The following is a 26,656-nucleotide window of genomic DNA, read 5'->3' as shown; positions in this document are numbered from 1 at the left end:
CTCCAGGTGGTGTTCGACTCATGGGTGTACGGGTGCGACGTCCGCGAGGTAGTCGGCGACCTGCTGCTCCAGGTGGCTGCGGCAGGCGCGGTACAGGTGCGGCCCGAAGCTGATGCGGGCGACGCCGAGCGCGGCCAGCCCGCCCAGCCCGCCGCCGCTGCGGGCCAGGATGTTGACCGGTGCCCCGGCCGCGGCGACGACCTCGGCGACGGCGTCCGGTGCCGACAGCCCGATCGGGTACACGCAGTCGGCCCCGGCGGCGTGGTAGCGGCGGGCCCGCCGGACGGTCTCGTCCAGCAGCGCCGCCGGGTCACCCGCCGGGCGCAGGTACGTGTCGATGCGGGCGTTGAGCACCAGGTCGATGCCCTGGTCGTGAGCGGCGGCGCGTACCTCGGCCAGCAGGTCGGCCTGCCGCCCGGCGTCGACGAGTTCGCCGGTGCCGGGGTCGGAGTCCTCCAGGTTGCACCCGGCGGCACCGGTGGCGGCGAGCCGTTCGACCAGCTCGGCGGGTGTCATCCGGTAGCCGCGTTCCAGGTCCGCGGTGACCGGGACGCCCACCGCGGCGGCGATGCGGGCGATCGCGTCGAGCAGCAGCCCGACCGGCGCCGCCTCACCGTCGCGGTAGCCGAGGCTGTCGGCCATCGCGGCGCTGCTGGTGGCCACGGCGGGCAGCCCGGCGGCGACGACCGCCCGCGCCGACGAGCAGTCCCAGACGTTCGGCAGCAGCAGCGGGGTGCCGGGCCGGTGCAGCTCACGCAGGGTGGCCGCGTGCCGGTTGACCGCGGCCGCGGGGTCGCTGGTCTGCCCGCCCGCGGCGGCGGGAGACCAGCGACCGTGCGGCTTCACGACAGCGGCCAGGGCCGGGCGGCGGCGCCGAGCCGGTTCCAGGCGTTGATCACGGTGATCGTCCACATGAGTTCGGCCAGCTCCGTCTCGCCGAAGTGCTTCGCGGCCGTGTCGACGACGTCGTCGCCGACCGGCGCCTCGGTGAGCCTGGTCATCGCCTCGGTCAGCGCCAGGGCGGCGCGCTCGCGCTCGGTGAAGAACGGGGTCTCCCGCCACACCGGCAGCGCGTACAGCCGGCGGGGGTCCTCGCCGCCGTTGACGGCGTCCTGCGAATGGGTGTCCACGCAGTAGGCGCAGCCGTTGAGCTGCGAGGCGCGGGCCCGCACCAGCTCCAGCAGCCCGGCCTCCAGGCTGACCTCGCGGGAGGCGGTGTCGAGGGCGTTCATGGCCTTGTTGATGTGCGGAGCGAGCTTCCCGACGGCGACGCGGACCGGGATGTCGAGGTAGGTGTTCGTCATGACCATTAATTTACGAGGAGAGTGGCTCCATACTAAGGTCCAATCGTGTGAGTATCGAGTGGGCCAATTCTGTCGACCTGCATCTGGACCTGGACGCTGCGGGCGGCCGCCGCCAGGCGCTGGAACACGCGCTGCGCGAGGCGATCCGGTCCGGGCGGCTCGCGCCGCAGACCCGGCTGCCGTCGACCCGGGCGCTGGCCGCCGGGCTGCACCTGGCCCGCAACACCGTCGCCGCCGCGTACGAGCAGCTCACCGCGGAGGGCTACCTCAGCGCCCGGGTCGGTTCCGGCACCGAGGTGGCCGGTGCGCCGGCGCGGCCCGCGCCCGCCGCCGCGCCCGCCGCACCCGCCGCGCCGCGCTACGACCTGCGCCCGGGCAGCCCGGAGGTGGGGACCTTCCCGGTCGACGCGTGGCTGCGGGCCACCCGCCGCGCCCTGGCCGCGGCTCCGGTGTCGGCGTACGACTACGGCGATCCGCGCGGCCGCCCCGAGCTGCGCGCCGCCCTGGCCGCCTACCTGGGACGCGCCCGGGGCGTGCTGGCGGACCCGGAGCACATGATCATCTGCTCCGGGTACGTCCAGGCTCTTGGGCTGCTCGCGCGCACGCTCGGCGGCCCGATCGCGATGGAGGACCCGGGCCTGCCGTTCCATCGCGAAGTGGTCCGCCACCACGGCGCGGACGTGCTCGCGCTGCCGGTCGACGACCTGGGCGCCCGCACCGACCTGCTGGGCCGTGACGGCCTCGCGGCGGCGCGGGCGGCGGTGCTGACCCCCGCGCACCAGTACCCGCTGGGGGTGACCCTGCACCCGGCCCGGCGCCGGGCCGCGGTCGCCTGGGCCCGGGCGCACGACGCGATCGTGATCGAGGACGACTATGACGGCGAGTTCCGCTACGACCGGCAGCCGGTCGGCGCACTCCAGGCGATGTCGCCGGAGCAGGTCGTCTACATCGGCACCGCGGCCAAGACCCTGGGCCCGGCACTGCGGCTGGCCTGGATGGTGCTGCCCGAGCGGCTGGTCGGACCGCTCGCGGCGGCCAAGCGGCTGTCCGACCTGCACACCGAGTCGATCGGCCAGCTGGCCCTCGCGGACCTGATCGGCACCCACGACTACGACCGGCACGTCCGCTCCTGCCGCCTGAACTACCGGCGCCGCCGGGACCTGCTGATCGACCGGCTCGGCCGGCATCACCGGCTGCACGGCATCGCCGCCGGGATGCACGCGCTCGTCGGCCTGCCCCCGGACGGCCCGAGTGAGGCCGAGGTGGTGGCGGGCGCCGCGGCGCGCGGCCTGGCGGTGGGAGCGCTGGGTCCGCACCGGCACCACCCGGCCGAGGGCGCCGCGCCGGGCCTGATCATCGGGTACGCCACACCGAGCCGGGCGAGCTATCCCGCGGCCGTCGACATCCTGGCCCGCACACTTCACACACTCTGATCCCATTCCGGGGCAGGGGGTGCGTCGGCCGGTGGGTAGCCGCAGTCTCGGGGAAACTGCTGTGTCGAGGCTCCGAATTCCCGCAGTTTCCCCGAAACTGCACCCAAGCCCGGCGCGCGGCGGGCGCGTCAGGCGGTGGCCCGGGGCGGGGTGAGGCCGGCGAGGAGCTGGCGGGCCTGGTCGGCGTGCTCGGCGGTGACGCTGACGGCGTACTCGCCGGCCTGGAGCGACTCGGCCGAGCTGAAGTCGCGGGTGCCGCGCGTCATGGCGTGCGCGACCGCGCCGAAGATCGCACCCCAGATCGCCGCGATGACCACGGCGGCGACGATGATGGCGAGCCAGTTCCCGTGGACGAAGATGCCGAACAGCAGACCGATGAACAGGCCGAACCAGGCGCCGCCGCCCGCGCCGTACAGCGCGGCCCGGCCGGTGGTCATCCGGCCGAGGATCTTCTCGACCAGGCGCAGGTTGGTGCCGACGATCGCGGAGTGCTCGACCGGGAACTTCTGGTCGGAGAGGTAGTCCACCGCCCGCTGGGCGTCGCGGTATTCGGTGTAGGTCGCGACGGTCACCATCGCCCGGGTGGGATCGGTGGCCTGCGTGGGCGGCAACGGTGTAGTCATGTCCCGATCTTCACATTTTCCGATGTTCTGACGGGAAGGTTCGTGGAAGTCCGGGCGGTTCGTGGAAGTCCGGGCATGGGGCGGCCCCGGAGCCGCGGGAGGAGGTCGCGGCGTCCGGGGCCGAACGCCCGTCAGCGGTGCCGGTCACCCCCATGCCCGCCGCCGCCGAGCACCCCGGCCTGTGCCGCCTTCACGATCGCGTCCGCCTCCGCCTGGGTCAGCTTGCCGTCCTTGACCGCCTGGTCCAGCCGCTCCTTGAGCTTCGCGGTCCGATCGGCCTGGTTCTGGTCGTCGGACTTCGAGCCGTGCTCGGCCCGCAGCTGCGCACGCACCTTCGTGAGCGCGTCGGAGACCTTCTGCTGGTCGATGCCGAGTTCCTTGGCCAGCGCCGCGGCGAAGGCGGCCTGGCCCGCCTCGCGGTCGTTCTGCGAGGAAGACGTCGACGAGGACGCCGACGGCGACGGGCTGGGGTCGTTCGCGTACGCCATGCCGGGCACCGCCACCGCGAGCGCCAGCGCGCCGCCGACCCCGAGTGCCACCAGCTTCTTCTTCGTCAGGTTCACCATCGGTCTCACTGCCCTTTCTGAGTCGCCGGCCGTGTCGGCCGCCGGTCGATCGGTTCGGATCCGACAGTGGCCCGCCAGCCTCGAAGAATTGCCTGGTCAGCCTGGGAAGATCCTGGCAACTGATCCGGGTAGGTGGAGGTATCTCCGCGTTGACGGCGGGGTGTCCCAGGTGTGCCGGACCGCACCATCGGGTACGAATGCGGCGGAGGCGCGATGACCGGCACCGAATTCGACGCCGTGGTGGTCGGCACCGGCCCGAACGGGCTCACCGCCGCGGTCACCCTCGCCCGGGCGGGGCTGCGCGTGGCCGCGTACGAGGCGGCCGACACCGTCGGCGGCGGCGCGCGCACCGAGTGGCTGACCCTGCCCGGCTTCCGGCACGACCCCTGCTCGGCGGTGCACCCGCTCGGCGCGGGCTCGCCCGTGCTGCGCGGCTGGCCCCTGCACGACCACGGCCTGACCTGGCTGGACCCGGACGTGGCGCTGGCCCACCCGTTCCCGGACGGCTCTGCGGCGGTGCTCGACCGGTCCGTGACGCGCACCGCCGCCTCGCTGGGCGCCGACGCCGAGCCGTACCGCCGACTGGTCGGGCCGTTCCTGCGCGACTGGGACGACCTGGCCGCCGACGTGCTGCGCGCCCCGCTGGACGGGCTGCCCCGGCACCCGCTGCTGCTGGCCCGGTTCGGCCTGCGCGCGGCGCAGCCCGTGGCGCTGCTGGCGCGCCGGTTCGGCGGGCCGCGGGCCCGAGCGCTGCTGGCCGGGCTGGGCGGGCACGTCATGGCGCCGCTGACCACCCCCGCGACCGGCGGCGTGGCGCTGCTGTTCGCGCTGGCCGCGCACCGGTTCAGCTGGCCGGCGCCGCAGGGCGGGTCGCGCCGGCTGTCCGAGGCGCTGTCGGGCTACCTGCGGGTGCTGGGCGGCAAGGTGTTCACCGGGCACCTGGTGGCCAGCCTCGACGAGCTGCCGGCGGCGCGGGCGTACCTGCTCGACGTGACCCCCCGCGCGCTGGCGGCACTGGCCGGAGCCCGGCTGCCGGACCGGTACGCGCGGCGCCTGCGCGCCTACCGGCCAGGTCCGGCCGTGTTCAAGCTCGACTACGCGCTGGCGGGACCGGTTCCGTGGACGGCTCCGGAGTGCCGCCGCGCGGGCACCGTGCACGTCGGGCCGTCGTACGCCGAGATCGACGCGTCGCTGCGCGCCGTGCACCGCGGCCGCGCGCCCGAGGTTCCGTACCTGATCGCGGCCCAGCCGAGCCTGGCCGACCCCACCCGCGCCCCGGCCGGGCAGCATGTGCTGTGGGTCTACGCGCACGTGCCCAACGGCTGGACCGGCGACCTCACCGGGCCGGTCGAGGCGCAACTGGAGCGGTTCGCGCCGGGGTTCCGTGATCTTGTGCTGGCGCGGGCCGCCGCCGGCCCGGCCGAGGTCGCGCGGCGCAATCCGAACAACCTCGGCGGCGACATCGGCAACGGCCGCGCCGACGGCCTGCGGTTGCTGCTGCGTCCGGTGCCGGTACCGGTTCCGTACGCCACCCCGGACCCGGCCGTGTTCCTGTGCTCGGCGGCCACCCCGCCCGGCCCCGGCGTGCACGGGATGTGCGGCTACCACGCCGCCCGCACCGCGCTGCGCCGCGTGTTCGGCGTCGACGGCGGGCCGTGACCGTGGACTGGTTCACCGCGCCGGACTACTGGTGGGGCAGGCTGCTGTTCCAGCGCGGACTGGCCGCGATCTACCTGGTCGCGTTCCTGGTGGTGGTGAACCAGTTCCGGGCGCTGCTGGGCGAGCGCGGGCTGACGCCGGTGCCGGAGTACCTGGCGTACACGCCGTTCCGGCGCGCGCCCAGCCTGTTCCACTGGCGCTTCAGCGACGGGCTGGCGGCGGCGGTGGGCTGGACCGGGGTGGCGGTGTCGGCGGCGCTGCTGGCCGGGGTCGGCGACCTGCTGCCGGTATGGGCCGCGATGGCGCTGTGGCTGCTGCTGTGGGCCCTGTACCTGTCGGTCGTCAACGTCGGCCAGGTCTGGTACTCGTTCGGCTGGGAGAGCCTGCTGCTGGAGGCCGGGTTCCTGGCCGTGTTCCTCGGCAACGCCCGGGTCGGGCCGCCGGTGCTGGTCCTGTGGCTGCTGCGCTGGCTGCTGTTCCGGCTGGAGTTCGGCGCGGGTCTGATCAAGATGCGCGGCGACCGGTGCTGGCGCGACCTGACCTGCCTGTACTACCACCACGAGACCCAGCCGATGCCCGGCCCGCTCAGCCGGTTGTTCCACCACCTGCCCAGACCGCTGCACCGGGCGGAGGCCGCCGCCAACCACGCCGTGCAGCTCGTCGTGCCGTTCGGGCTGTTCCTGCCGCAACCGGTCGCCACGATCGCGGCGGCGTGCATCATCGTCACCCAGCTGTGGCTGGTCGCCTCCGGCAACTTCTCCTGGCTGAACTGGATGGCCGTCATCCTGGCCGCCTCCGCGCTGGACCTGTCCGCGCCGCTGGGCACCGGTCCGACCGCGGCCGCCCCCGGCTGGTGGGCCGCGCTCGTGCTCGCCGTGACCGTGCTGGTGCTGGTGCTGAGCTACCGCCCGGCCCGCAACCTGCTGTCGCGGCAGCAGCTGATGAACGCCAGCTTCGACCGGTTGCACCTGGTCAACACGTACGGCGCGTTCGGCAGCGTGACCCGGGTGCGCCGCGAGCTCGTCCTTGAGGGCACCGACGCCACCGAGCTCACCCCCGGCACCGTGTGGCGCGAGTACGGCTTCAAGGGCAAGCCCGGTGACCTGCGCCGCCTGCCGCCGCAAGTCGCGCCGTACCACCTGCGGCTGGACTGGCTGATGTGGTTCGCGGCCCTGTCACCCGGTTACGCCGAACCGTGGCTGCTGCCGCTGCTGCACAAGCTGCTCGACGGTGACCGGGCGACGCTGCGGCTGCTGCGCACCGACCCGTTCCCGGACAAGCCCCCGGTATACGTCCGCGTCCTGCTGTACCGCTACCGGTTCACCACCCGGGCCGAGCGCCGCCAGACCGGCCACCGCTGGCACCGCACCCTGATCGGCGAGTTCACACCCCCGATCGCGCTGCGCCGCCGGTGACTCCCGGCCGCACCCCGCCCGCGTCCACCGGTTCGTGGTCGTCCACGGGGGCGAACCTCGCGCGGCGGCACGCCCGCGCCCACCCGGATGCCGGGGCGCGGCGGCCGTGCTGGCTAGGGTGCAATCCATGACCGACACCGACGCGCGCAAACGGGCCGCCGGCGAGCTGGAGGCCGAGGTGATGGGCGTGCTGTGGTCCGCCGGGTCGCCGCTGACCCCGGCGCAGGTGCAGGAGCGGCTCCAGCCCGGACTGGCGTACAACACGGTGCAGACGATCCTGACCCGGCTGGCCGACAAGCGGCTGGTGTCGCGGGCCCAGGTGGGGCGGGCGCACGCGTACCAGCCGGTGCTGGACGAGGCGGCCTCGGCGGCGGCGCGGCTGCGGGCCACCCTGGACGCCGCGGGTGATCCGAGGCTGGTGCTCCAGCGCTTCGCCGAGACGCTGGACGGCGACGAGGCGCGCCTGCTGCGGGAGCTGCTGGGGGCGCCCGGGGACCGTCCGTGAGGACGTGGGTGTACCTGCCGCTGCTGCTGTCGGCGGCGGTGCCGTGGCTGGCGAGCTGGGCCGGGGCCCGGGTGTCCCCGGCGGCCGCGGTGCGTACGGCCGCGACGGCCGCCGCGGTCGCGACGGCGGCGTGGGTGTGCTGCCTGTCGCTGCTGGCGCTGACGCTGTTCGACGACCTGCCGCCGCTGTCGGCCTTCGACGACCGCGGCCTCGGGCTGCCGGAACCGGTCCCGGGCCTGGTGGCGCTGGCGGCCGCGGCGGTGCTGGCCGCCGGTGCGGTCCGGCTCGCGCGCGAGGTGGCCCGGCGGCGCCGGGTGCTGCGGGAACTGCGCGCCGTGGGCTGCCCGCACGACGGCCTGCTCGTCGCGGACTGGGCCGAACCGTTCGCGGTCGCGGTGCCGGGACGCCCCGGGCACCTGCTGGTGACCTCGGGCATGCTGCGGCTGCTGGACGGCCGGGAGCGGCGGGTGCTGTTCGCGCACGAGCGGTCGCACCTGAACCGGTGCCACCACCGGTGGGTCGCGGTCGCGGCGTGGTCGGCGGCGCTGAACCCGCTGCTGGCGCCACTGGCGGTGCAGGTGGCGCACGCGGTGGAGCGCTGGGCCGACGAGGACGCCGCGGCCGAGGTCGGCAACCGGGAGCTGGTCGCGCGTACGGTGGCCAAGGCGGCGCTGGCAGGTGACGCGAAGCGGCTGGAACCGGCGATGGCCCTGCACGGCTCCGGGGTGGTGGCCCGGGTGCGGGCGTTGCAGGCGCCGTGCCCGGCGGGCGACCGCCGGGTCCTGGCCGGGCTGGCCGCCTGCTGCACCCTGCTGCTGGCTGCCACGGTCATCGCGGCGGGCGATTTCGTGTCCGTCGCCCAGGCCTGGCTCTCCCAACTGAGCTGAACGCCCCACCCCGCCCCGCCCTGAGCGTGGGTGGGTCAGTGGGGTACGCGGTCGGGGGTGGTGTGGGCGGGGCGGTGGGGGTGCGGGCGGGGGCGGCGGGGTGGAGTGGCCGGGGCGGGGCGGCCGGACGGGTCGTGGCCGAAGGACCGCAGCAGCAGCGCGTCGTAGGCCAGGCCCAGCACCGCTGCGGTGACCAGCGGCGTCACTGCGGCGGCCAGGGGTGCGAGGGTCAGTGCGGTCGCGGCCAGCGGGCTGGTGGTGACCGCGATGCTGCGGGCGGCGCTGGTCAGGCTGGCGGCGGCGGTCCGCTGCGACGGGGCGACGAGCGCCGCCGTGAACGCCTGCCGGGCTGGAACGTCGATCTTCGACAGGGCGCAGCGGCTGACCAGCAGCGCGGCGGCGGCCGGGAAGGTCGGGGCGAAGGCGGCGGCCAGCAGCAGCAGGTTGGAGGCGGCGTGCGGCCACAGCATCGCGGGCAGCAGGCCGCGCCGGGCGGCCAGGGCGGGGGCGGCGAGCTGGGCCAGCGCCGCGGCCAGGTTCATGGCGAAGAACAGCAGGCCCAGGCCGCTGAGGGCGATGCCGTACCGCTCATGCAGCCACCAGGCCAGCAGTGACTGCACGACCAGCCCGCCCGCGAACGCGTCCAGTCCGAACAGTGCGGCCAGCGTCCGGACCCGGGAGGGCACGGGCTGGGCGGCGGTCCGGGTGCCGGCGCGGCGGGCAGGGGCTTCGGCCTGGTCGGACAGGCACGCCGCGAGCAGCCCGATGGCCAGGGCCAGCACCGTGTACAGGACGAACGCGTACTGCCCGGCGCGGGTGCCGCCGGTGGCGGCCAGTCCGGCGGCGGCGAGGCCGCCGAGCGCTCCGGCGAGCTGGGCGCTGACGTTGTACCAGGTGAACACGCGGGTGTGGTGGCCCGGTGGGGTGGTGTGGGCCAGGATCGCCTGCTCGATGCCGCTGAACGGGGTGTTGTCGTTGGTGGAGGGCGACACGGTGCCGACGAACGCCGCCGCCAGCAGCAGCGGGTAGCTGTGGCAGGTGGCGAAGACGGCACCGGCGGCGGCCATGAGCAGTGCGCTGACGGCCAGGCTGGCCCGGCGGCCGCACCGGTCGGCGCAGGCGGCCATGAACACGGTGCCGGTGACGCTGCCCGCGCAGGCGACGGCGATGAGCGCGCCGATCTGGGCGGCGGTGCAGCCGTCGGCGGCGAGGCGGTCGGCCAGCAGGACGCTGGTGCAGCCGAAGCCGAAGGTGCGCAGGGCGCGGGCGGCGATGATGCGGCGGCTGTCGGGGTGCGGCGCTGGGGTCCTGGCCGGTACAAGCATCAAATGATGATGAAACACCAGCTATCCGGACAAACTCCGACACGCCGTAGGAGGTGCCGCCGCGTCCGGGCGGCACCTCCCGGTGGAGGTCACAGCTCGGTGCGTTCCTCCACCCGGTAGTCGACCGGCTCGCGGGTGACCACGGCGCGCCGGCGCGGGCCCCAGATGAACGTGGTGAGGATCAGGCCCACCGCACCGCCGATCATGAGGATCCAGCCGACGACGTCGATGTCGAGCCCGCCGATGTGGAAGTCCACGGCGAACGCGAGGATCGCGCCGAGGACCATCAGGAAGATGCTGGCGCCGATACCCATGGCGGCCTCCTTTGCTGACTGCGAGCGTTGGCTTGCGGTCATTCGGATACCCGCCCGGCAGCCCGGGAAACGGATCGCGGCCGACGTGCTGCCCGCGAGGTCAGGAAGCGGCGGTCGGCGGCGGGGTGCGCGGCAGGCGCGTGGCGACCAGCAGGCCGACCAGCGCGACGACGCCGAGCACGGCCATGGCCAGCCCGTACGACCGCTGGGGGGTCGACGTGATCCCGGCGACCAGGATCGTGCCCGCCACGGCGGTGCCCAGCGAGGAGCCGAGGTTGGAGACGCTGCGCGACAGGCCGGAGATCTCGCCCTGTAGCGAGTCGCCGAAGCTGGACTGCACCACGTTCACCGACGGGGTGAGCATCATGCCCAGGCCGAGGCCGATGAGCAGCAGGCCGGGCGCGAACGCCCACGGGCTGGGCGAGCCGGTCACCAGGGCGAGCAGGGCCGCGACGCCGACGGCGGTGAGCACGAAGCCGACCTGGATGAGCAGGCGCTGCGGGCGCCTGCGGGCGAACCGCTCGGCGGCCAGGGAGGAGGCGAGCAGGCCCGCGGTGGTGGCGGTGAAGACGATGCCGGTCTGGATCGGGTCGTAGCCGCGGACCACCTGGAGATACGCCGAGACCACGAACGAGGTGCCGGTGAGCAGCAGCCACTGGGCGTTCTGGGTGACCAGGCCCAGGTTGGAGGTGCGGTTGCGGAACAGCGCGGTCGACAGCAGCGGCTCCTGCCCGGCGCGCTCCTTGGCGCGTACGGACCGGAAGAACAGCGCCAGCAGCAGCACGCCCGCAGCGATCAGGCCCAGCATGACCCAGCCGTTGTTGTCGGCGGCCAGGATGCCCGCGACGATCAGCACCAGCCCGCCCGCCGACAGCACGGCGCCCTTGGTGTCGAACGGCCGGGTCGGGTCCGCCGGCAGGGGGTCGGTGATCCTGCGGCTGAGCAGGACGATCGCGGCGATCACCACGGCCTGGAACACGAACGCCCAGCGCCAGCCGAGTGTCGAGGCGATGAGGCCGCCGATGAGCGGGCCCGCGGCGGCGCCGATGCCGCCGAGGGCGCTGATCGCGCCGAAGGCGCGGGCTCGGTTGGTGACCCCGGTGAACACCAGCGTGGTCAGGATGTAGACGGGTGGGATCAGCAGCGCGGTGCCGACCCCCTCGAAGATCGAGTTGCCGAGGATGAGGATGCCCAGGCCCGGCGACACGGCGCTCATCAGGGCACCGATGCCGTAGAGGATCAGGCCCGCGAGGAAGCAGCGCTTGCGGCCGTACCGGTCGGTCAGTTTGCCGCCGGGGATCATCAGCGCGGCCATCACCAGCAGGAAGATCGTGATCGCGATCTGCACGCCCTGGACCGTGGTGTTCAGGTCCTTGCTGATGTCGTTGATCATGACGTTCATGTTGGAACCGGCGAAGCTGCAGATGAACTGCGCCAGCGCCAGCGGCACGAGGATCTGCCGCAGCGCCGGGGAGAACCGCCCGGCCGGCAGGGACTCAGCCGCGGCCATGGCAACCTCCCGAGTGATCTGGTCTTCAGTCCAGGATCACCGCAGAACGGCCGCAACGTCGCCGGAACGCCCACATTCGGCCGTCAGCCGCGCTGCTGCCACATCTGCGCCTCGGCCCGGTGCTGGCTGCCCTGCCAAAGCAGCGCCGGGCCCGCGCACAGCGAGATGAAACCGGCGAAGAAGCTGATGCCCAGCCAGGGGTCGGACGGGGCGTCCTCCTCGACGGTCTCGAAGGCGTGGCCGAAGAAGTAGACGGCCGACACCGCGAGCACCGCCAGCAGTGCCAGGCCCAGCAGGATGTACACCGTCGCCTTGACCCCCTCGCGGCGGGCCCGCTCCTGCGGCGGCAGGTCGGCCACGCCGCTGAGCTGCTCGCGGTGGGCGGCGAGGATCTCCTTCGCCTCGGCGCCGGTGAGGCCGAGCTCGGCCAGCAGCCGTCGCTGCGGCATGAGCAGCAGCAGCCCGATCAGCACGCCGACCCCGGCGCCCAGGCGGGCGTCGATGTCGTTCTTGATGAGCACCACGGCGACCAACACGATCGCCGCCAGGGTGATCAGGAGGGAGAGCTTGAGGCGGCGGTTCGACCGGACCAGGCGGTCGAGGTCGTGGGGGTTGAGTTTTCGCACCGGTCGACATCCTTCGTTCGGGAGACTCCTGTGATTGTCCTCTATGGACGGCACCTGCGGCGAGCCGCGTACTCACGGTGACGCCAGGACGCCGGGGCGGACGTGCCCGGTCGGGTTACCTCCCCTGGGCCGCGGCGCGGCGGCGCTTGCGCTCGGCGGCGAGGATCTCCTTGGCCTCGGCGTTGGTCAGGCCGAGTTCGGCGAGCAGGTTGCGGTGGGGGATGAGCAGCAGCAGCCCGATCAGCACCCCGAGGCCCGCGCCGCAGCGGAAGTCGATGCCGACGGCCACCAGCACCCCGACCAGCACGAACATCAGCAGCACCACGAACAGGGCGGAGAGCTTGAGGCGGCGGCCGGACTTGACCAGGCGGTCGAGGTCTGCCGGGCTGAGGTCGCGCATGATGGTCATCACCTCTCGACGGTCGGAAACGGCTTTGATAGACGTTGGCCTATGACATCGAAGATGATCTCGGTTCAGTCGATGTGATAGGCCAACGTCTATCGAAAAACGCGGACCGCGCAGCTGGTCCGCTGCGTGCGACGGTAGGGGCGCGCCGCGATCCGCCGTAGTGCCGGTGCTCGATGTCATGCCGGTATCCGCAGGCCGGAAGGCCTCTCCTGCGGCGCGCGGAAGTCCCCGGTGCGGCCCGGTCCGGCACGGCGGCGGCCGTCGGCCGTACCCCCTCGCGGCACCTAGAATCGTGATCAGACTGTCGTCGGAGAGAAAGTCGCGGGTGCGGGATGGCGCAGCGCAGCGACGGCGGACCGGCCGATCCCCGGGCCGCGTTCGCGGCCGCGCTGGCCCGGCTGCGCGCCGCCGTGCCCGACGCCTCCGACGAGGTGCTCGCCCGGCGGGCCAGCGCGACCGCGCTGCCGTCCGGGCGGCGGATCACCGTGAACGCGCGCCGCCTGGGTGAATGGTTCAACGGCCGGTCGGTGCCCCGGGACTTCGAGCAGGTCCTGGCCGTGGTCCAGGCCGTCGCGGCGATGACCGCGGCGGCGGGCGTGGCGGCCGGGCCGCCGCCGCAGCAGTGGCGGCGGCTGTGGCGCGACGCCCACGAGCACCGCGCGGAGCGCCCGGCCGGGCCGGTGCCCACGGCGGCGGACCTGGTCGTCGGCCGCCCGCCCAGCGACGCGGTGGCGCTGCGGGAACGGACCCCGCTGGCCGACGCCATCGACGCGGCGCTGGCCGACCCGGCGGTGCGCCAGGTGGTGCTGACCGGGCCGGGCGGCTCGGGCAAGTCGCAGCTGGCCGCGGCCGCCTTCCACCGCTGCCGCAGCGACGGCGGTGTGCACGTGTGGGTTCCGGCGTCCTCGCGCCAGTCGGTGCTCACCGCGTACGCCCGCGCCTGGCGTGCCCTGGCCGCCGACCGCGACGGCGGCGGGTACGGCCACGACGAGGAGACGCAGGCGGACCTGCTCGTGGCCTGGCTGCGCACGGCCCAGCGGCCCTGGCTGGTGGTGCTCGACGACGTCGACGATCCGGCCGACCTGGACGGGTTGTGGCCGATCGGCGACCGCGGCCGCAGCGTCGTGACCACCCGCCGCCGCGACGCCCCGGTGCTGCGCCCCGACGCCCGGATGGTGCCGGTCGGCATGTTCAGCGCCGCCGAGTCGGTCGACTACCTGCGCAGCCGCCTGTCGGTCGCCGACCCGGCGCAGGCCCCGGCCGACGCCGAGCTGGCCGACCTCGCCGAACGGCTCGGCCACTTCCCGCTGGCGCTGTCGCAGGCCGCCGCGTTCCTGCTCGACAGCCGGACGAGCGTCGCGGCGTACCGGCGGCTGCTGGACGATCGGCGGGAGCGCCTGGTCGACCTGTTCCCGTCCTCGTCTCCGGCCGACGGGCACGCCCGCACCGTGGCCAGCACCTGGCAGCTGGCCGCGCAGCGTGCCGCGGCGCTGGCCCGGCCCGGGGTGGCGCAGCGGATGCTGGAGCTGGTGGCGGTGCTGGCACCGGAAGGGGTGCCGCAGGAGGTGGTGCTGACCGAGGCCGCCTGCGAGTGGGTCGGCGGCACCGCCCGCGAGGCGCTGGCGGCGCTGCGGGCGCTGCACCGGCTCAGCCTGGTCAACCACGACGGCGCCACCGTGGCGACCCACGCCCTGGTGCAGCGGGCCGTGCTGGAGGCCGCGCCCGACCAGCCTGGCCTCGCCCGCGCCGCCGCCGACGCGCTGGAGCAGGCGTGGGCCGTCGACGGCGGCAGGCACCTGGCCGCGCTGTACGACAGCGTCACCGCGCTGCGCCGCGCCGCCGGCGACCACCTGTGGCACGAGCGGATGCACCCGGTGCTGCGCCGCATCGGCGACCACCTCGCCGGCCTCGGCCGCGTCGCCGCCGCCCAGCAGGCCACCGCCCAGCTGCTGGCGCAGGCCCGCGGACACCTGGGCGAGCAGCACCGCGACGTCCTGTTCCTGCGGATGCAGGCCGCCCGCGCCGACGGGGAACTGGGCCGGGTGGCCGAGTCCTACGCCGCGCTCACCGGCGTGCGTCAGGACGCGCAGCGGCTGCTCGGGGCGGATGATCCGGAGACCCTCGCGGCGCGGGTGCACGAGGCCCGGCACCGGCTGGAGCTCGGGGCCGCCGCGGCCGCGCTGGCGGACCTCGTCCGGGTGGCCGACGACGTGACCCGGGCGCTGGGCGCCGGGCATCCGACCGCGCTGACGGTCCGTCGCCACGTCGCGCTGTGCCGGGGGCTGTCGGGCGACGCGGCGGGCGCGCGGGCCGACTACGCCGCGCTCGCCGAAGACCTGGCCCGGCTGCGCGGGCCGTCGCACCTGGACACCCTGATCACGCACTCCGAACTGGGGCGGTGGATCGGGGAGACCGGGGACGCCGCCGGGGCGGTGCACACGTACGAGGGGGCGGTGGCGGGGCTGGAAGAGCTGCTCGGGCGGCTCCACCACCAGACGCTCCAGGCGCGGCACAACCTTGCCTACTGGCGGGCCCTGGCCGGGCAGCCGGCCGCGGCGGTGCCCGAGTTCGCCGTGGCGGCGGGCGACGCCCGGCAGGCATTAGGGCCGAGGCATCCGACCACGCTGACGTTCCAGGCGAACCTGGCCTACTGGCGGGGCCGGTCCGGGGCGGCGTCGGCGGGGGCGGAGCTGGCCGAGGTGGGTGCGGTCGTGGCGGAGGTGCTGGGGCCGGACCATCCCCGTACGCTGCGGATCCGGCAGCAGCGGGCCGAGCTGGGCCACGGCGGCGGCGACCGGGCGGCGGCGGTGGCCGAGCTCGCCGGGGTGCTGGCCGACATGCGGCGGGTGCAGGGCGCGGAGCATCCGCGTACCCGGGAGGTCGCGGCCCTGCTGGCGGACTGGTCCGGCGAAACGGCCTAAGGCTGCTGCGACCTCGGCCGGGCGCGCAGGTGCGCCCGCTCGCCCTGGCGGCCGAAGAGGCTGAGGAACTCGACCGGCTCGTCGTCGGCGGCGCCGAACCAGTGCGGCACCCGGGTGTCGAACTCGGCCGCCTCACCCGGGGCGAGCACCAGGTCGTGGTCGCCGAGGACCAGCCGCAGCCGCCCGTTGAGGATGTAGAGCCACTCGTAGCCCTCGTGCGTCTGCGGGTCGGGTGCCGCCGATCGGCTCTTCGCCGACAGGACGATCTTGTATGCCTGGATGCCGCCCGCCCGCCGGGTCAGCGGCAGCATCGTCATCCCGTACCGGGTGACCGGTCGCAGGTGGATGCGCGGATCACCGGTCGGTGGGGCGTCGACGAGCTCGTCCAGCGTCACCCCGTACGCCCGCGCCAGTGGCAGCAGCAGTTCCAGGGTCGGCTTGCGGCTGCCGGACTCCAGCCGCGACAGGGTGCTGACCGAGATGCCGGTCTCGGCCGACAGGTCGGCCAGCGTGACGTCGCGCTGGCGGCGCAGGGCCCGGAGCCTGCCGCCCACCGCGTCCAGGGCCTGATCGAGATCTCCGGCCACGGTCCCAGTTTGCCAGATCGGCAACAGGGTTTGCGGGTCTGTGCCGACAGCCCGCATGGTTGCCGCGGAGGTGGTCGTGATGACCGACGAGCTGGCAGGCAGCTATGACGTGGTGGTGGTCGGCGGGGGAGCGGCGGGACTCAGCGGGGCGCTGATGCTGGGCCGCTCGCGCCGGGCGGTGGTGGTGCTCGACAGTGGGCAGCCGCGCAACGCCCCGGCCGAGGGGGTGCACGGGCTGCTGGCCCGCGACGGCATGCCGCCGTCGCAGCTGCTGGAGCTGGGCCGGGCCGAGGTGCGCGGCTACGGCGGCCACGTGGTGTCCGGCGAGGTCGCCGCGCTGACCCACGACGGCGACGGGTTCACGGTCGCCCTGGCCGACGGCCGCACCGTCGGCGCGCGGCGCCTGCTGGTCGCCACCGGCCTGGTCGACGAGCTGCCGCCGGTGCCGGGGCTGCGTGAGCGCTGGGGCCGCGACGTGGTGCACTGCCCGTACTGCCACGGCTGGGAGGTGCGCGACCAGGCCATCGGCGTGCTGTCCGGCGGCCCGTTGTCGGTGCACCAGGCGCTGCTGTTCCGGCAGCTCAGCGCCGACGTCACCTTCTTCGCGGGCACCGATGAGCTGTCGGCCGAGCACGCCGGGCAGCTGGCCGCGCGCGGGATCGCGGTCGTGCCGGGCGAGGTGGCGGGGGTCGAGGTCGCCGACGACCGGATCACGGGGGTACGGCTGGCCGACGGCACCGTCGTCGCCCGGCAGGCGCTGGCCGTGGCGAGCCGGATGGTCGCCCGCGCGGACCTGCTCGCGGCGCTCGGGCTGACGGCGGTGCCGCACCCGTCGGGCATGGGCGAGCAGGTGCCGACCACCGACCCGACGGGCCGCACCGAGCTGCCCGGAGTATGGGCGGCGGGCAACCTGACCGACCTGTCCGCGCAGGTCGGCGCGGCCGCGGCCGCCGGTGCCCTGGCCGGGGCGGCCATCAACATGGACCTGATCGCCGAGGAGACCCGGGCGGCGGTGGCGGCGCTACCGGGCTGAGGCCGGGCGGGCCAGCGCGGCGAGGAAGTCGTCGGTCAGCCGGGTCTGGCGCGCCGGGGTGAACCGGTCCGGGTCGAACAGCGCCTGCACGACCAGCCCGTGTGTGAACGACAGCGCGGCGGTGGCGAGATCGTCGGGGTCGCCCGGGGGCAGCTGGCCCAGCCCCTGGGCGTCCACGGCGCAGCCGCGCAGCACGTCGCGGATGCGCTGGTAGCGCGCGGTCTGGGCGGCGTACAGGGCCGGATCGGACAGGGCGACGTCCCAGGAGCCGACCCAGATGCGGTTCATCGCGGCTCCGTCAGGGGTCAGCGGCAGGATGTTGAGCAGGTGGGTGCGCAGCGCGGGCAGGCCCGGCCCGGGGGCGGCCTGCCGCGGCCGGTCGGTGGTGCGCGCCTCCAGGATGTCGAGGGCGTGGGCGATGAGCTCCCGCTTGCCCGCGAAGTAGTGGGTGACCAGGCCGGTGGAGGCGCCCAGGGCGGCCGCGACCGCGCGCAGGGTCAGCCCGCCGAAGCCGTGCTCGGCGAGCACCTGCCAGACGGCGGCGGAGACGTCCCCACGGCGGGCGTCATGATCGGCTCGGGCGGGCATGTGTGCTAGCGTACATACCAAACGTTTGTTATGCACACGGCTGTCATGTACACGGGAGACCTGATGTTCGCCCTTCCCCTCACCGCGACCGCGCAGCTGCGCCCGCTGGAGCCCTGGCACGACGAGCAGTTCCTGGCCAACCTCGACCGCTGCCGCGAGCACATCTCGCCGTGGGTCGGGGCGTCGTTCGTGGCCAAGGACCTGGCCGAGGCCCGCCACGTGCTGGAGCGCTACGCCGACCGGCGCACCCGCGACAACGGCGGCATCTGGGGCATCTGGGAGCAGGACCAGCTCGTCGGCGGCGTCATGTTCGTCTCCCTGGACGTCCGTCAGGGCGTGTGCGAGGCAGGCTGCTGGCTGGAGCCGTCCGCCGAGGGCCGGGGCCTGGTGACCCGGGCCGCCACGCAGATCCTCGACTGGGCGATCCGCGAGCGCGGCATCCAGCGCGTCGAGTGGCACACCAAGGCAGGCAACGTCCGCAGCGTCGCGGTCGCCCAGCGGTTGGGCATGAGCCGCGACGGCGTGCTGCGCGCGACCCACCCGGAGGAGGACGGCGGGCGCAGCGACACCGAGATCTGGTCGGTGCTGGCCCACGAGTGGCTGGCCCGCACCGCCGCGGCCGACGCCGACCGAGCCGAGCTCGACCGGCTCGCCGCGGCCTTCCTCGCGCTGTTCACCAACACCGGCGGCACCGAGCCCGACGTCGGCGCGATCCACCGGCTGTTCACGCCCGGCGGCGTCGTCGCCAACGGCGGACCCCGGCAGCAGGTCTGCGACCTCGACGCGTTCGCCGCCCCCCGCCAGGCGCTGCTCACCTCGGGCGAGCTGACCGACTTCAGCGAGCACGAGACCTGGTCGCAGACCGTCGTGTTCGGCGACGTCGCGCAGCGGCTGAGCCGCTACCGCAAGAGCGGCGTGCTGCGCGGCGAGGCGTTCACCGGGGGCGGCACGAAGAGCATGCAGTTCCTGCGTACGCCGGAGGGCTGGCGCCTGACCGCGGTCAGCTGGGACGACGACCGTCCCGGCCGGTGACCCATGATCGCTGCGCCCGCCGGCTTCCTGGTCCTGCCGCCCCGCCCCGACCGCACCGCTGAGCTGCTCGCCGGAGCGGCGCGGCGGCGGGGGCTGGCGGTCGAGCCGCTGTCCGGTCCGGCGGTGCCCGACCGGCTGCGCAGCGTCTCGGGCGGCCACCTCTACGGCGGGCCGCTGTTCGCCGCGGCTGTCGCCGCCGACCTCGACCTGGCTCTGCTCGAACCGGACGACGACTGGCTGACCGGGCTGCCGTACGAGTACACCCGCCGTGACATCGTCCTCACCACGCTCGGCGAGGCGCGCTGGTCGCGTACCCCCATGTTCGTGAAGCAGCCCCGCGAGAAGGCCCTGCCCGCCGGGGTGTACGCCGACGGCTCCCGCCTGCCCGGCGACGACCGGCACCCCGCCGACACCGAGGTGCTGGTCAGCGACATCGTGACGTTCCTGGCGGAATACCGGCTGTTCGTCCTCGACGGCGCGGTGCACACCGCCAGCCGGTACGCCGTCAGCGGCCGCCTGGACCCGGCGCCCCTGGACGCCTGCGCCCACCGCGCCGACGTGCTCGCCTTCGCCGCCGACCTGCTCGGCACCTGCGCCGGCACCCTGCCCGGCGCGGTCGTCGTCGACGTCGGCCTGGTCAGCGACCCGGACCGGGGGCACGAGCACTGGGCGGTGGTGGAGGCGAACATGGCCTGGTTCAGCCTGGCCTACGCCGCCGACCCCGACCGGGTTCTGGACGTCGTGCTGCGCGCCGCCGGCCCCCGCAGCCGCCTGACCTCGCGCGACGCGCCGTTCATCCGGGGTGTCGGCGAGCGTTGAGCGGGTGGATGTGATCGTGTCGGCACAGTCCGGCACATCGTCTCGGCGGGAAGGGTTGACTGATGACCGAGACCTACACCGTCACGGCCGAGTTCTACGACCTGCTGCAGGCCGCGCAGCACCGGGCCGTCACCGTCCCGCTGCTCGACCGCTGGCTCGGCCGCCCCGTGGTCGGGGTGCTCGACGTCGGCGCCGGGACCGGCCTGGACACGGTCCTGTTGGCCGAACGGTGCGACGTTACGGTGCACGCCGTCGAGCCCTCGTCGACAATGCGGGCGGTGCTGCTGGGACGGCTCACCGCCCGCGCCGACCTGCTGGCCCGGGTGCGGGTGCACGCCCGCGAGGTGGAGCGGCTGGGGCTGGCCGGGGTCGCCGACTTCGCCTGGTGCCGCAACACCGTCAGCGGGTTCGACACCGCAGGCCGCGCCGCCGCCCTGGCCGCGATGGCGACCGCCCTGGTGCCAGGCGGACGCCTGGTGGTGCAGCGGCCCCCGGCCGTCGCCCTGCCCGACCGCGGTGACCTGCCGTCGGTGCTGGTCGGCGGCGATCTCTACAGCGGCGAGCTGACCACGACCCCGGTCGGTGACCAGCGCGTCCGGTGGCGGTTCGCGTACCGGGTCAGCCGCGACGGCGCGCTGGTGCGGCAGGAGGACGAGACGTTCGAGGGCCACGTGGTGACACCCGAGGCGTTCGCGCGGGAGCTGGCCGCGGCGGGGTTCACGGTCGAGGCCGAGGACATCGGCGACACGGTCGTGGCCCGGCGCGTCGCCTGACCGGCCCGGCACCCGGCCCGGGACTGAACCGCCCCCGACCGGGTATGCGCTCGGCATGAACAAGCAGACACTGGTCTACAAGCCGATCGGCCTGATCGGAGGCGCACTGGCCGGTGTGGTCGCGGCCGCGGCCTTCAGACGGGTGTGGGCGGTGGCTTCGGGCTCGTCCGAGGCCCCGCACGCCACCGACCCGACGCGGGGCTGGGGTGAGATCCTCGCCGCCGCGGCGGTGCAGGGTGCGATCTTCGGGCTGGTCAAGGCGACCGTCGACCGCGGCGGCGCCCACGCCGTCAGATCACTCACCGGCCGCTGGCCCGACTGACCCGAGCCCTTCTTCGCCGAGTTGCCGAGCAGTCTGCGCCGAGTTGCCGGGCAATCGGGGGAATGCGCGGTGCCGATTCCCCCGATTGCCCGGCAACTCGACCAGAACGTGCCCGGCAACTCGGCCAGAACGTTTCCGGGGCTCAGGTGGCGAGTGCGGGGTCGGGCGGCTGCGGGGCATCGGCGGCCGGGCGCAGGCTGGCGAGCGCTGCGGCGGCGGCCAGCAGCATGATCGCGGTGCTGGTCCAGACCGCGACGTGCATGCTGGCCACGAACGCGTCGCGGGCGGAGCGCAGCAGCTCGTCGGCCGCGGGCGGGGACAGGCGGGCGGCGGTGGCCATGGCTCCGCCCAGGGTCTCGCGGGCGGCAGCCGGCACCTGCTCGCCGAGGCGGGTGCGGTAGACGGCGGTGGCGACACTGCCCAGCAGGGCGATGCCCAGGGCGCCGCCGAACTCCGTGGCGGTCTCCATCAGGGCCGATGACACTCCGGCCCGTTCCGGTGGGACCGTGCCGATGGCCAGCTCGGTGGCGGTGGACAGCACGACGACCAGGCCGGCCGCGTAGATTCCGGAACCGATCAGCCACACCACCAGGCCCGACTTGACCGGCACCGTGCTGAGCAGGGCGAAACCGGCGGCCGCCACGACGAACCCGGCAGTGACTATCTTCGTGCGGTGCACGCCGCGCCGGGCCAGGGTCGACGCGATCGGGGCAGCCGCGCCGACACCGACGGTCGGCACCAGACTCCACATTGCCCCGCGCAGCGGGCTCAGGCCGAGCACCAGTTGCAGATACTGGGTGGACAGCACCGCGAAACCGACCATCGCGAACGTCGCGAGCAGGCTCGCCAGCACCGACCCGGCGAACGCGGAGCGGCGCAGGACGGCGAGGTCCAGCATCGGGTCCGGCCGCCGCCGCTGGCGCCGGACGAACTGCACCGCGATCACCAGACCGGCCACGACGGCGGCGGCCCGGAGCGGGTCGGCGCCGTGTGCGGCGATCTCCTTGATCCCCCAGATGGCCGGCAGCACGGCGGCGACCGAGAGACCCGCGCCGGCCAGGTCGAACCGACCCTGCCCGGGGGTGCGGTACTCCGGCAGCAGGACGGGGGCCAGGGTCAGCAGCAGGACCATCGCCGGCACGTTGATCAGGAAGACCGAGCCCCACCAGAAGTGTTCGAGCAGCAGGCCGCTGATGATCGGTCCCAGCGCGATGCCGGAGGCCATCACGGCGGTCCAGACGGCGATGGCGGTGGAGCGCTGCTTCTCGTCGTGGAACATGTTGCGGACCAGGGCCAGTGTCGAGGGCATCAGGGCGGCGCCGGCGACGCCCAGGACCGCCCGCGCGGCGATCAGCATGGGCGCGCTGCCGGAGTACGCCGCCAGCGCGGAGGCCGCGCTGAACCCGAGCGCCCCGAGCATGAGCAATCGGCGCCGCCCGACGCGGTCACCGAGCGAGCCCATGGTGATCAGGAGACCGGCCAGCACGAACCCGTAGCTGTCGAAGATCCAGAGCTGCTCGGTGCTGCTCGGTGCCAGGTCGCGGCTGATGAACGGAACGGTGAAGTAGAGAACCGAGACGTCCATCGAGACCAGCAGCAGCGGCAGGATGAGGACGCCCAGCCCGATCCACTCCCGCTGCCCCGCTCGTGGCGTCGCTGCCTCCGGCATGGCGTGTCGCACGGCTTCCCCCCAGCATGGCGGCTTACTGCGTAAGGCTTACGCGTAATTGCTTAAGGTATACGCGGTAATAGGATGGGGGTCAAGCCCGAAGGAGAAGCAGCGTCGATGCCCGAGACCAACCCCGTACCCGGTGCCCTGCAACGGGCTTGGGGTCTGCGGGAGCGCCCCACCCGGGGCCCGAAGCCGACACTCAGCGTCGACCTGATCGTGACGGCGGCCGTCGGGGTCGCCCGCGCCGAGGGCTTCGCCGCGGTGTCGATGCCGCGGCTGGCCGCGGAGCTCTCGACCTCGGCGATGACGCTCTACCGGTACGTCGCCAACAAGGACGAACTGGTCCTGCTGATGCTGGAGGCGGCCGCGGGCGAGCCGCCGCACCCCAAGGCGCCGGACGAGGCGTGGCGGGCCGCGGTCGAGCGCTGGGCCCACGCGACGTTCGCCCTGTACCTGGCGGAACCGTGGATTCTGCAGGTCCCCATCGCCGCGCCCCCGGCCACGCCGCGCCAGCTCGCCTGGATGGAGACCGGCCTGCGCGCCCTGGCCGGCACCAGGCTCGCCGAGCGGGAGAAGCTTTCCCTGCTGATGCTGGTCCTCGGCTACGTCCGGTACGACGCCATGCTGCGCGGCCAGATGGTCGAGGCCGCACGGGCACAGGGAGGGTCCGTCGAGGCGGTGAACGCCGAGTTCGGCGGCCTCATGCGGCATCTGGTGCGGGCCGACCGGTTTCCCATGCTGCGCCAGGCGATCGACGCCGGTGCGATGGACGAGCCCCAGGATCCGGCGGCCTATTTCGGGTTCGGGCTGGCCCGCATCCTCGACGGCATGGCCGCCTTCATCGACGTGAAGAACGGCTCGGAGACAGGCCTATTCATCGAGGACGCCGGCTAGCTCGGGGTCGGCGGCGGTCTGGGCGGGTATGTGGCCCGGTGGTGGCAGCGGGGTGCGCAGCTCGGCGAGCACGGCCTTGGCGGTGGCGGCGACCGGGATCGCCATGAGCGCGCCGATCAGGCCCAGCAGCGCCGCGCCGATCAGGCCCGCGAGCAGCACGGCCAGCGACGGCATGTCCAGGCTGCGGCGCATCACCCGCGGCACGATCCAGTAGTTCTCCACCTGCTGGTACACCAGCAGCCACACCACGATCGCGACCGCCGCGGGCCACAGTCCGACGGCCATCGCGGCGACCAGGCCGCACACCGCCATGCCGAGGGTCGCCCCGACCAGCGGGATCAGGTCGGTGACCGCGACGATCAGCGCGAGCGGCAGCGCGAACGGGATGTCGAGGACCACCAGGCCGGCATACGCGACGGCGCCGGCGATCAGCGACACGACCACATTGCCGATCATGTACGAGCCGACCTTGTCGACGGCCGTGTCGACGATGCGCCGCACCCGCTCGCGGTGCCGGTCAGGGGCCATGAGCTGGGCGCGGCGGCGCAGCCGGGGCAGGTCGGCCAGGAAGTACAGCGACACGACCACGACCGTCACCGTGGTGGCCAGTCCGTCCAGAAAGGTCTGGAACAGGCTGAGCAGGTTGACGGCGATCCACTCGGGCACCGAGGAGGCCAGCTCGTTGAGCCGGTCGCCGAGCCCGTAGCGGGCGCTGAGCTCGCCGAAGACCGGGGACCGCTCGTCGAGCCCGGCGATGTAGCCGGGCAGGTCCTTGACCAGGTCGCCGGCCTGGCGGGCCAGTGGCGGCCCGACCCCGGCGGACAGCACGGCGGCACCGGCCAGCACGAGGACGAGGATCGCGGTGACGGCATAGGGGCGGCGTACGCGGTGGCGGACCAGCCAGCGCACCGCCGGGTCCAGGCTCACCGCGACGAACAGCGACACCAGGACCAGGACAAGCACGCCGCGTACGGCCCACAGCACCGCCGCGGCGGCGCCCACCGCCGCGACTCCGCACGCTGCCGCCGCCGACCAGCGGAACATCTCCGCCGAGGTGACCCGAGGTCTGCTCACCTGTTGCGGGTTGCCCCGGCCCACGCCCCGGCAAACGTGCCGGTTCCGGTCGCGCCGAGGTTTGCCCGCCCCGGCCGTGGGCATCGCTGGCGGGAGCGGCACCGGCCGCGGCGGCGACGAGCACCCCGGAGGTCTGACCGATGAGCCTGTACGCCCGGTTGGTGGTGTGGCTGCGCTGGCCGGTGGTGCTCGGGTGGCTGGCCGTGACGGCCGCCGCCGTGGTCAACCTGCCCGCGCTCGGCCAGGGCGGCAGCGACCTCGGCCAGCTGGTGGCGGTGGACAACCCGGCGATCCGCAGCGAGGTCCGCTCGTTCGAGAAGTTCGGGCTGCCGCTGCTGAGCCGGGTCGCGGTCGTGCAGCGCGACCCGAAAGGGCTGTCGGCGCAGGTCCAGGCCGAGGCGATCGCGCGCGCCCAGGCAGTCACCGACGGGACGTTCGCCGACGCGAAGCCGATCCTGGCCGCCGTGCCGGTGATGAACACGCTGAAGCTGGTCCCCGGTTCGCACGAGGACGGCACCACCATCGTCACGATGCTGTTCACCGCCCCGGACGTGGACTTCGCCGACCAGGTCGAGGCCGCCCGCCGGTTCGCCGCGGCGCACTACGACGCCGACGACGCCGTCATCGGGGTCACCGGTTCGGTTCCGGCCCGGGTGGAGCAGGGCGAGATCGTGCTGTCGTCGCTGCCGTGGCTGGAAGCGGTCACCGTGGCGGCGGTCTTCATCATCGTCGCGCTGGCGTTCCGGTCGCTGCTCGCGCCGCTGCTCGCGCTCGGGGTCGCCGGGATCGCGGTCATGCTCACCATCCACGTCGGCGGCGCGCTGGCCGAGCGGCTCGGCACGCCCGTGCCGCAAGAGACCCAGCCGCTGCTGGTGGCCCTGCTGCTCGGCGTCGTGACCGACTACGTCGTGTTCTACCTGTCGGGGTTCCGCAGCCGCCTGGCCGCCGGGGAGCACCGGCTGGACGCGGCCACGCAGGCCGGAGCCAGGTTCACCCCGATCATCGCCACGGCGGGCGCCACCGCGGCGGCGGGCACCGGCGTGCTGATCGTGGCGGGGTCGGCGGCGTTCCGGGCGTTCGGCCCGGGTATGGCCGTGGCGGTGCTGATCGGGATGGTCGTGTCGGTCACGCTGGTGCCCGCGCTGCTGGCCATCCTCGGCCCGGCGGCGCTGTGGGCGCCGGGGCGGCCGGTCGCCGAGCGCGTCGAGCCCGAGCCGGGCAGCGGCCGGTGGGCGCGCCTGCTGACCCGCCCCTGGGTCGCCCTGCCGGTGCTGCTGCTGTGCGTCGGGGGCCTGGTGGCGGCGACCCTGCCCGCCCGGCACCTGGGGCTGGGAGTGTCGTTCGTGGAGGCGCTGCCGGCCGACCAGCCGACCCGCCAGGCGGCCGCGCAGGCTGAGCAGGGGTTCGCGGCCGGAATCCTGTCGCCCACCGAGGTGCTGCTGGAGGGCGACGGCGTCGCCACCCGGCAGCAGCAGCTCGACCGGCTTCAGCAGCTGCTGGCCGAGGTGCCCGGCGTCGCCGCGGTCGTCGGGCCCGCCGACAGGTCCGTGCCCACCGAGCTCAACCTGTTCCGGGCCGAGGACGGGTCTGCGGCACGGTATCTGCTGGTGCTGGCCGACGAACCGCTCGGTGCGACCGCCGTGCGCACGCTGACCGGGCTCGAACGGGAACTGCCGGGGCTGCTGCGGTCCGCGGGCCTGTCCGGGGTGCGGGCGAGCCTGGGCGGCGACACCGCGATCGCGAAGGTGATCGTCGACCAGACCGTGTCCGACCTCGGCCGGATCGCGCTGGCGGCGCTCGCGGCCAACCTGCTGTTCCTCATGCTGTTCCTGCGCGCGCTGGTCGTGCCGCTGGCGCTACTGGCGTGCAGCGTCCTGGCCATCGGCGCGACGCTCGGCGCCACCACCTGGCTTTTCCAGGACCACCTGGGAGCCGACGGGCTGACCTTCTACGTGCCGTTCGCCGCGGCCGTGCTGCTGGTGGCGCTGGGATCGGACTACAACATCTTCGGCATCGGCCCCGCCTGGCGGGAGGCCCGCAGGCGCCCGCTGCGCGAGGCGCTGGCGATCACGCTGCCGCAGTCGGCGCGGGCCATCCGCACCGCCGCGGTGACGCTGGCGGTCAGCTTCGCGCTGCTGGCGGTCGTGCCGCTGCGGCCGTTCCGGGAGCTGGCGTTCGCGCTGTCGGTCGGGATCATCGTGGACGCGTTCGTCGTCCGGTCGCTGCTCGCCCCGGCGCTGCTGTCGCTGATGGACTGGGCGGGCGACGCGCGGCGGGTACGCCGGGTGGTGCATACCCGCCACGACCCCGCCGAGCAGCCGCAGGCGTCCTGACGTGGCGTCCACAACAGACGGTTGACTGACTC

Annotated in this window: 25 protein-coding genes and 1 pseudogene; 13 read left to right on the top strand and 13 right to left on the bottom strand. The window is 74.3% G+C overall.

The genetic code is table 11. The annotated features are described in order from the left end of the window. Positions 1-18 precede the first annotated feature (18 nt). Both Cs7R123_RS05820 and Cs7R123_RS05815 read right to left on the bottom strand, forming a co-directional pair. The gene (locus Cs7R123_RS05820; RefSeq protein WP_212824030.1) at positions 19-846 is read right to left on the bottom strand and encodes an isocitrate lyase/phosphoenolpyruvate mutase family protein; all 828 of its coding nucleotides are present in this window, start codon (positions 844-846) and stop codon (positions 19-21) included. After that, a complete protein-coding gene (locus tag Cs7R123_RS05815) occupies positions 843-1,304 on the bottom strand; it encodes a carboxymuconolactone decarboxylase family protein (protein ID WP_212824029.1) in 462 nt (153 codons plus the stop codon). Before Cs7R123_RS05815 ends, Cs7R123_RS05820 begins: the two co-directional genes overlap by 4 nt. Before the next feature lie 47 nt (positions 1,305-1,351). On the opposite strand from Cs7R123_RS05815, the gene Cs7R123_RS05810 reads away from it, so the two are divergent. Next, positions 1,352-2,737, top strand: a complete 1,386-nt coding sequence (locus tag Cs7R123_RS05810) for a PLP-dependent aminotransferase family protein (RefSeq protein ID WP_212824028.1) — start codon at positions 1,352-1,354, stop codon at positions 2,735-2,737. 128 nt (positions 2,738-2,865) lie between these two features. On the opposite strand, the gene Cs7R123_RS05805 is transcribed toward Cs7R123_RS05810, so the two are convergent. Together Cs7R123_RS05805 and Cs7R123_RS05800 are read right to left on the bottom strand one after the other, a co-directional pair. Then, positions 2,866-3,312 carry a general stress protein gene (locus Cs7R123_RS05805; protein ID WP_212828915.1) on the bottom strand — a complete coding sequence of 149 codons (447 nt, stop codon included), beginning with the start codon at positions 3,310-3,312 and terminating at the stop codon, positions 2,866-2,868. 179 nt (positions 3,313-3,491) lie between these two features. Then, positions 3,492-3,926: a hypothetical protein gene (locus tag Cs7R123_RS05800; protein WP_212824027.1), complete on the bottom strand. Its 435-nt coding sequence runs from the start codon at positions 3,924-3,926 to the stop codon at positions 3,492-3,494. Positions 3,927-4,139: 213 nt separating this feature from the next. On the opposite strand from Cs7R123_RS05800, the gene Cs7R123_RS05795 reads away from it, so the two are divergent. The 4 genes from Cs7R123_RS05795 (at position 4,140) to Cs7R123_RS05780 (ending at position 8,392) form a co-directional block, all read left to right on the top strand. Then, entirely contained in the window at positions 4,140-5,585 is a 1,446-nt protein-coding gene (locus Cs7R123_RS05795) for an NAD(P)/FAD-dependent oxidoreductase (protein WP_212824026.1), read from the top strand. Beyond that, positions 5,582-7,000 carry a lipase maturation factor family protein gene (locus Cs7R123_RS05790; RefSeq protein WP_212824025.1) on the top strand — a complete coding sequence of 473 codons (1,419 nt, stop codon included), beginning with the start codon at positions 5,582-5,584 and terminating at the stop codon, positions 6,998-7,000. The genes Cs7R123_RS05795 and Cs7R123_RS05790 overlap by 4 nt, the downstream gene beginning before the upstream one ends. A gap of 127 nt (positions 7,001-7,127) precedes the next feature. Then, the gene (locus Cs7R123_RS05785) at positions 7,128-7,505 is read left to right on the top strand and encodes a BlaI/MecI/CopY family transcriptional regulator (protein ID WP_212824024.1); all 378 of its coding nucleotides are present in this window, start codon (positions 7,128-7,130) and stop codon (positions 7,503-7,505) included. Continuing rightward, the gene (locus Cs7R123_RS05780; RefSeq protein ID WP_212824023.1) at positions 7,502-8,392 is read left to right on the top strand and encodes a M56 family metallopeptidase; all 891 of its coding nucleotides are present in this window, start codon (positions 7,502-7,504) and stop codon (positions 8,390-8,392) included. The genes Cs7R123_RS05785 and Cs7R123_RS05780 overlap by 4 nt, the downstream gene beginning before the upstream one ends. Positions 8,393-8,427: 35 nt before the next feature. Here Cs7R123_RS05780 and Cs7R123_RS05775 read toward each other — a convergent pair whose 3' ends face one another. The 5 genes from Cs7R123_RS05775 to Cs7R123_RS05755 all read right to left on the bottom strand — a co-directional run bounded on the left by Cs7R123_RS05775 (position 8,428) and on the right by Cs7R123_RS05755 (position 12,576). After that, positions 8,428-9,717, bottom strand: coding sequence for an MFS transporter (locus Cs7R123_RS05775; RefSeq protein WP_212824021.1), 1,290 nt, complete (start codon positions 9,715-9,717; stop codon positions 8,428-8,430). 89 nt (positions 9,718-9,806) lie between these two features. After that, positions 9,807-10,031, bottom strand: a complete 225-nt coding sequence (locus Cs7R123_RS05770) for a DUF6458 family protein (protein WP_212824019.1) — start codon at positions 10,029-10,031, stop codon at positions 9,807-9,809. Positions 10,032-10,131: 100 nt separating this feature from the next. Then, the gene (locus Cs7R123_RS05765) at positions 10,132-11,541 is read right to left on the bottom strand and encodes an MFS transporter (protein WP_212824017.1); all 1,410 of its coding nucleotides are present in this window, start codon (positions 11,539-11,541) and stop codon (positions 10,132-10,134) included. An 83-nt stretch (positions 11,542-11,624) separates the two neighbouring features. After that, positions 11,625-12,167, bottom strand: a complete 543-nt coding sequence (locus Cs7R123_RS05760; protein ID WP_212824016.1) for a hypothetical protein — start codon at positions 12,165-12,167, stop codon at positions 11,625-11,627. Positions 12,168-12,282: 115 nt separating this feature from the next. Further along, positions 12,283-12,576 carry a hypothetical protein gene (locus tag Cs7R123_RS05755; RefSeq protein WP_212824015.1) on the bottom strand — a complete coding sequence of 98 codons (294 nt, stop codon included), beginning with the start codon at positions 12,574-12,576 and terminating at the stop codon, positions 12,283-12,285. 332 nt (positions 12,577-12,908) lie between these two features. Between Cs7R123_RS05755 and Cs7R123_RS40680 the strand changes: the two genes are divergently transcribed. Beyond that, complete coding sequence (locus Cs7R123_RS40680; RefSeq protein ID WP_212824014.1) at positions 12,909-15,497, top strand: NB-ARC domain-containing protein; 2,589 nt, start codon at positions 12,909-12,911, stop codon at positions 15,495-15,497. Here the strand turns inward: Cs7R123_RS40680 and Cs7R123_RS05745 are convergent. Next, on the bottom strand, positions 15,494-16,084 hold the full coding sequence (locus Cs7R123_RS05745; protein WP_212824012.1) for a helix-turn-helix domain-containing protein: 591 nt from the start codon (positions 16,082-16,084) through the stop codon (positions 15,494-15,496). The two genes, Cs7R123_RS40680 and Cs7R123_RS05745, sit on opposite strands and share 4 nt — an antisense overlap. Before the next feature lie 79 nt (positions 16,085-16,163). On the opposite strand from Cs7R123_RS05745, the gene Cs7R123_RS05740 reads away from it, so the two are divergent. Continuing rightward, positions 16,164-17,117: an NAD(P)/FAD-dependent oxidoreductase gene (locus Cs7R123_RS05740; protein WP_212824010.1), complete on the top strand. Its 954-nt coding sequence runs from the start codon at positions 16,164-16,166 to the stop codon at positions 17,115-17,117. On the opposite strand, the gene Cs7R123_RS05735 is transcribed toward Cs7R123_RS05740, so the two are convergent. Beyond that, entirely contained in the window at positions 17,106-17,705 is a 600-nt protein-coding gene (locus Cs7R123_RS05735; protein ID WP_212824009.1) for a TetR/AcrR family transcriptional regulator, read from the bottom strand. The genes Cs7R123_RS05740 and Cs7R123_RS05735 overlap by 12 nt on opposite strands. A 63-nt stretch (positions 17,706-17,768) precedes the next feature. Here Cs7R123_RS05735 and Cs7R123_RS40015 point away from each other — a divergent pair. From Cs7R123_RS40015 to Cs7R123_RS05715, 4 genes and pseudogenes are all read left to right on the top strand, one after another. Beyond that, positions 17,769-18,314 (top strand): annotated as a pseudogene (locus tag Cs7R123_RS40015) (GNAT family N-acetyltransferase); the annotation flags it as partial. 426 nt (positions 18,315-18,740) lie between these two features. Next, positions 18,741-19,556, top strand: coding sequence for an ATP-grasp domain-containing protein (locus Cs7R123_RS05725; protein ID WP_212824005.1), 816 nt, complete (start codon positions 18,741-18,743; stop codon positions 19,554-19,556). Between the two features lie 62 nt (positions 19,557-19,618). Further along, a complete protein-coding gene (locus Cs7R123_RS05720; protein ID WP_212824004.1) occupies positions 19,619-20,329 on the top strand; it encodes a cyclopropane-fatty-acyl-phospholipid synthase family protein in 711 nt (236 codons plus the stop codon). A 55-nt stretch (positions 20,330-20,384) separates the two neighbouring features. Then, on the top strand, positions 20,385-20,651 hold the full coding sequence (locus tag Cs7R123_RS05715) for a DUF4235 domain-containing protein (protein WP_212824003.1): 267 nt from the start codon (positions 20,385-20,387) through the stop codon (positions 20,649-20,651). Between the two features lie 142 nt (positions 20,652-20,793). On the opposite strand, the gene Cs7R123_RS05710 is transcribed toward Cs7R123_RS05715, so the two are convergent. Then, a complete protein-coding gene (locus Cs7R123_RS05710; protein WP_212824002.1) occupies positions 20,794-22,320 on the bottom strand; it encodes an MFS transporter in 1,527 nt (508 codons plus the stop codon). A gap of 117 nt (positions 22,321-22,437) precedes the next feature. Between Cs7R123_RS05710 and Cs7R123_RS05705 the strand changes: the two genes are divergently transcribed. After that, entirely contained in the window at positions 22,438-23,217 is a 780-nt protein-coding gene (locus Cs7R123_RS05705; RefSeq protein WP_212824001.1) for a TetR/AcrR family transcriptional regulator, read from the top strand. Here the strand turns inward: Cs7R123_RS05705 and Cs7R123_RS05700 are convergent. Then, positions 23,194-24,291, bottom strand: a complete 1,098-nt coding sequence (locus Cs7R123_RS05700; protein ID WP_212824000.1) for an AI-2E family transporter — start codon at positions 24,289-24,291, stop codon at positions 23,194-23,196. The genes Cs7R123_RS05705 and Cs7R123_RS05700 overlap by 24 nt on opposite strands. 140 nt (positions 24,292-24,431) lie before the next feature. On the opposite strand from Cs7R123_RS05700, the gene Cs7R123_RS05695 reads away from it, so the two are divergent. Continuing rightward, entirely contained in the window at positions 24,432-26,624 is a 2,193-nt protein-coding gene (locus Cs7R123_RS05695) for an MMPL family transporter (RefSeq protein WP_212823998.1), read from the top strand. Positions 26,625-26,656 lie beyond the last annotated feature (32 nt).

Origin of the sequence: Catellatospora sp. TT07R-123, from assembly GCF_018327705.1 — a bacterium.
Classification (GTDB): domain Bacteria; phylum Actinomycetota; class Actinomycetes; order Mycobacteriales; family Micromonosporaceae; genus Catellatospora.
The sequence above is the reverse complement of the archived record's forward strand: the minus strand, read 5'-3'. Positions and strand labels throughout refer to the sequence as shown.

Bases quoted from the DNA above. Each gene is read 5' to 3' on its own strand.
- Cs7R123_RS05815 (WP_212824029.1), bottom strand. From the start codon at position 1,304: ATGACGAACACCTACCTCGACATCCCGGTCCGCGTCGCCGTCGGGAAG.
- Cs7R123_RS05805 (WP_212828915.1), bottom strand. From the start codon at position 3,312: ATGGTGACCGTCGCGACCTACACCGAATACCGCGACGCCCAGCGGGCG.
- Cs7R123_RS05800 (WP_212824027.1), bottom strand. From the start codon at position 3,926: ATGGTGAACCTGACGAAGAAGAAGCTGGTGGCACTCGGGGTCGGCGGC.
- Cs7R123_RS05795 (WP_212824026.1), top strand. From the start codon at position 4,140: ATGACCGGCACCGAATTCGACGCCGTGGTGGTCGGCACCGGCCCGAAC.
- Cs7R123_RS05785 (WP_212824024.1), top strand. From the start codon at position 7,128: ATGACCGACACCGACGCGCGCAAACGGGCCGCCGGCGAGCTGGAGGCC.
- Cs7R123_RS05775 (WP_212824021.1), bottom strand. From the start codon at position 9,717: ATGCTTGTACCGGCCAGGACCCCAGCGCCGCACCCCGACAGCCGCCGC.
- Cs7R123_RS05770 (WP_212824019.1), bottom strand. From the start codon at position 10,031: ATGGGTATCGGCGCCAGCATCTTCCTGATGGTCCTCGGCGCGATCCTC.
- Cs7R123_RS05765 (WP_212824017.1), bottom strand. From the start codon at position 11,541: ATGGCCGCGGCTGAGTCCCTGCCGGCCGGGCGGTTCTCCCCGGCGCTG.
- Cs7R123_RS05755 (WP_212824015.1), bottom strand. From the start codon at position 12,576: ATGACCATCATGCGCGACCTCAGCCCGGCAGACCTCGACCGCCTGGTC.
- Cs7R123_RS40680 (WP_212824014.1), top strand. From the start codon at position 12,909: ATGGCGCAGCGCAGCGACGGCGGACCGGCCGATCCCCGGGCCGCGTTC.
- Cs7R123_RS05740 (WP_212824010.1), top strand. From the start codon at position 16,164: ATGACCGACGAGCTGGCAGGCAGCTATGACGTGGTGGTGGTCGGCGGG.
- Cs7R123_RS05735 (WP_212824009.1), bottom strand. From the start codon at position 17,705: ATGCCCGCCCGAGCCGATCATGACGCCCGCCGTGGGGACGTCTCCGCC.
- Cs7R123_RS05725 (WP_212824005.1), top strand. From the start codon at position 18,741: ATGATCGCTGCGCCCGCCGGCTTCCTGGTCCTGCCGCCCCGCCCCGAC.
- Cs7R123_RS05720 (WP_212824004.1), top strand. From the start codon at position 19,619: ATGACCGAGACCTACACCGTCACGGCCGAGTTCTACGACCTGCTGCAG.
- Cs7R123_RS05715 (WP_212824003.1), top strand. From the start codon at position 20,385: ATGAACAAGCAGACACTGGTCTACAAGCCGATCGGCCTGATCGGAGGC.
- Cs7R123_RS05710 (WP_212824002.1), bottom strand. From the start codon at position 22,320: ATGCCGGAGGCAGCGACGCCACGAGCGGGGCAGCGGGAGTGGATCGGG.
- Cs7R123_RS05705 (WP_212824001.1), top strand. From the start codon at position 22,438: ATGCCCGAGACCAACCCCGTACCCGGTGCCCTGCAACGGGCTTGGGGT.
- Cs7R123_RS05695 (WP_212823998.1), top strand. From the start codon at position 24,432: ATGAGCCTGTACGCCCGGTTGGTGGTGTGGCTGCGCTGGCCGGTGGTG.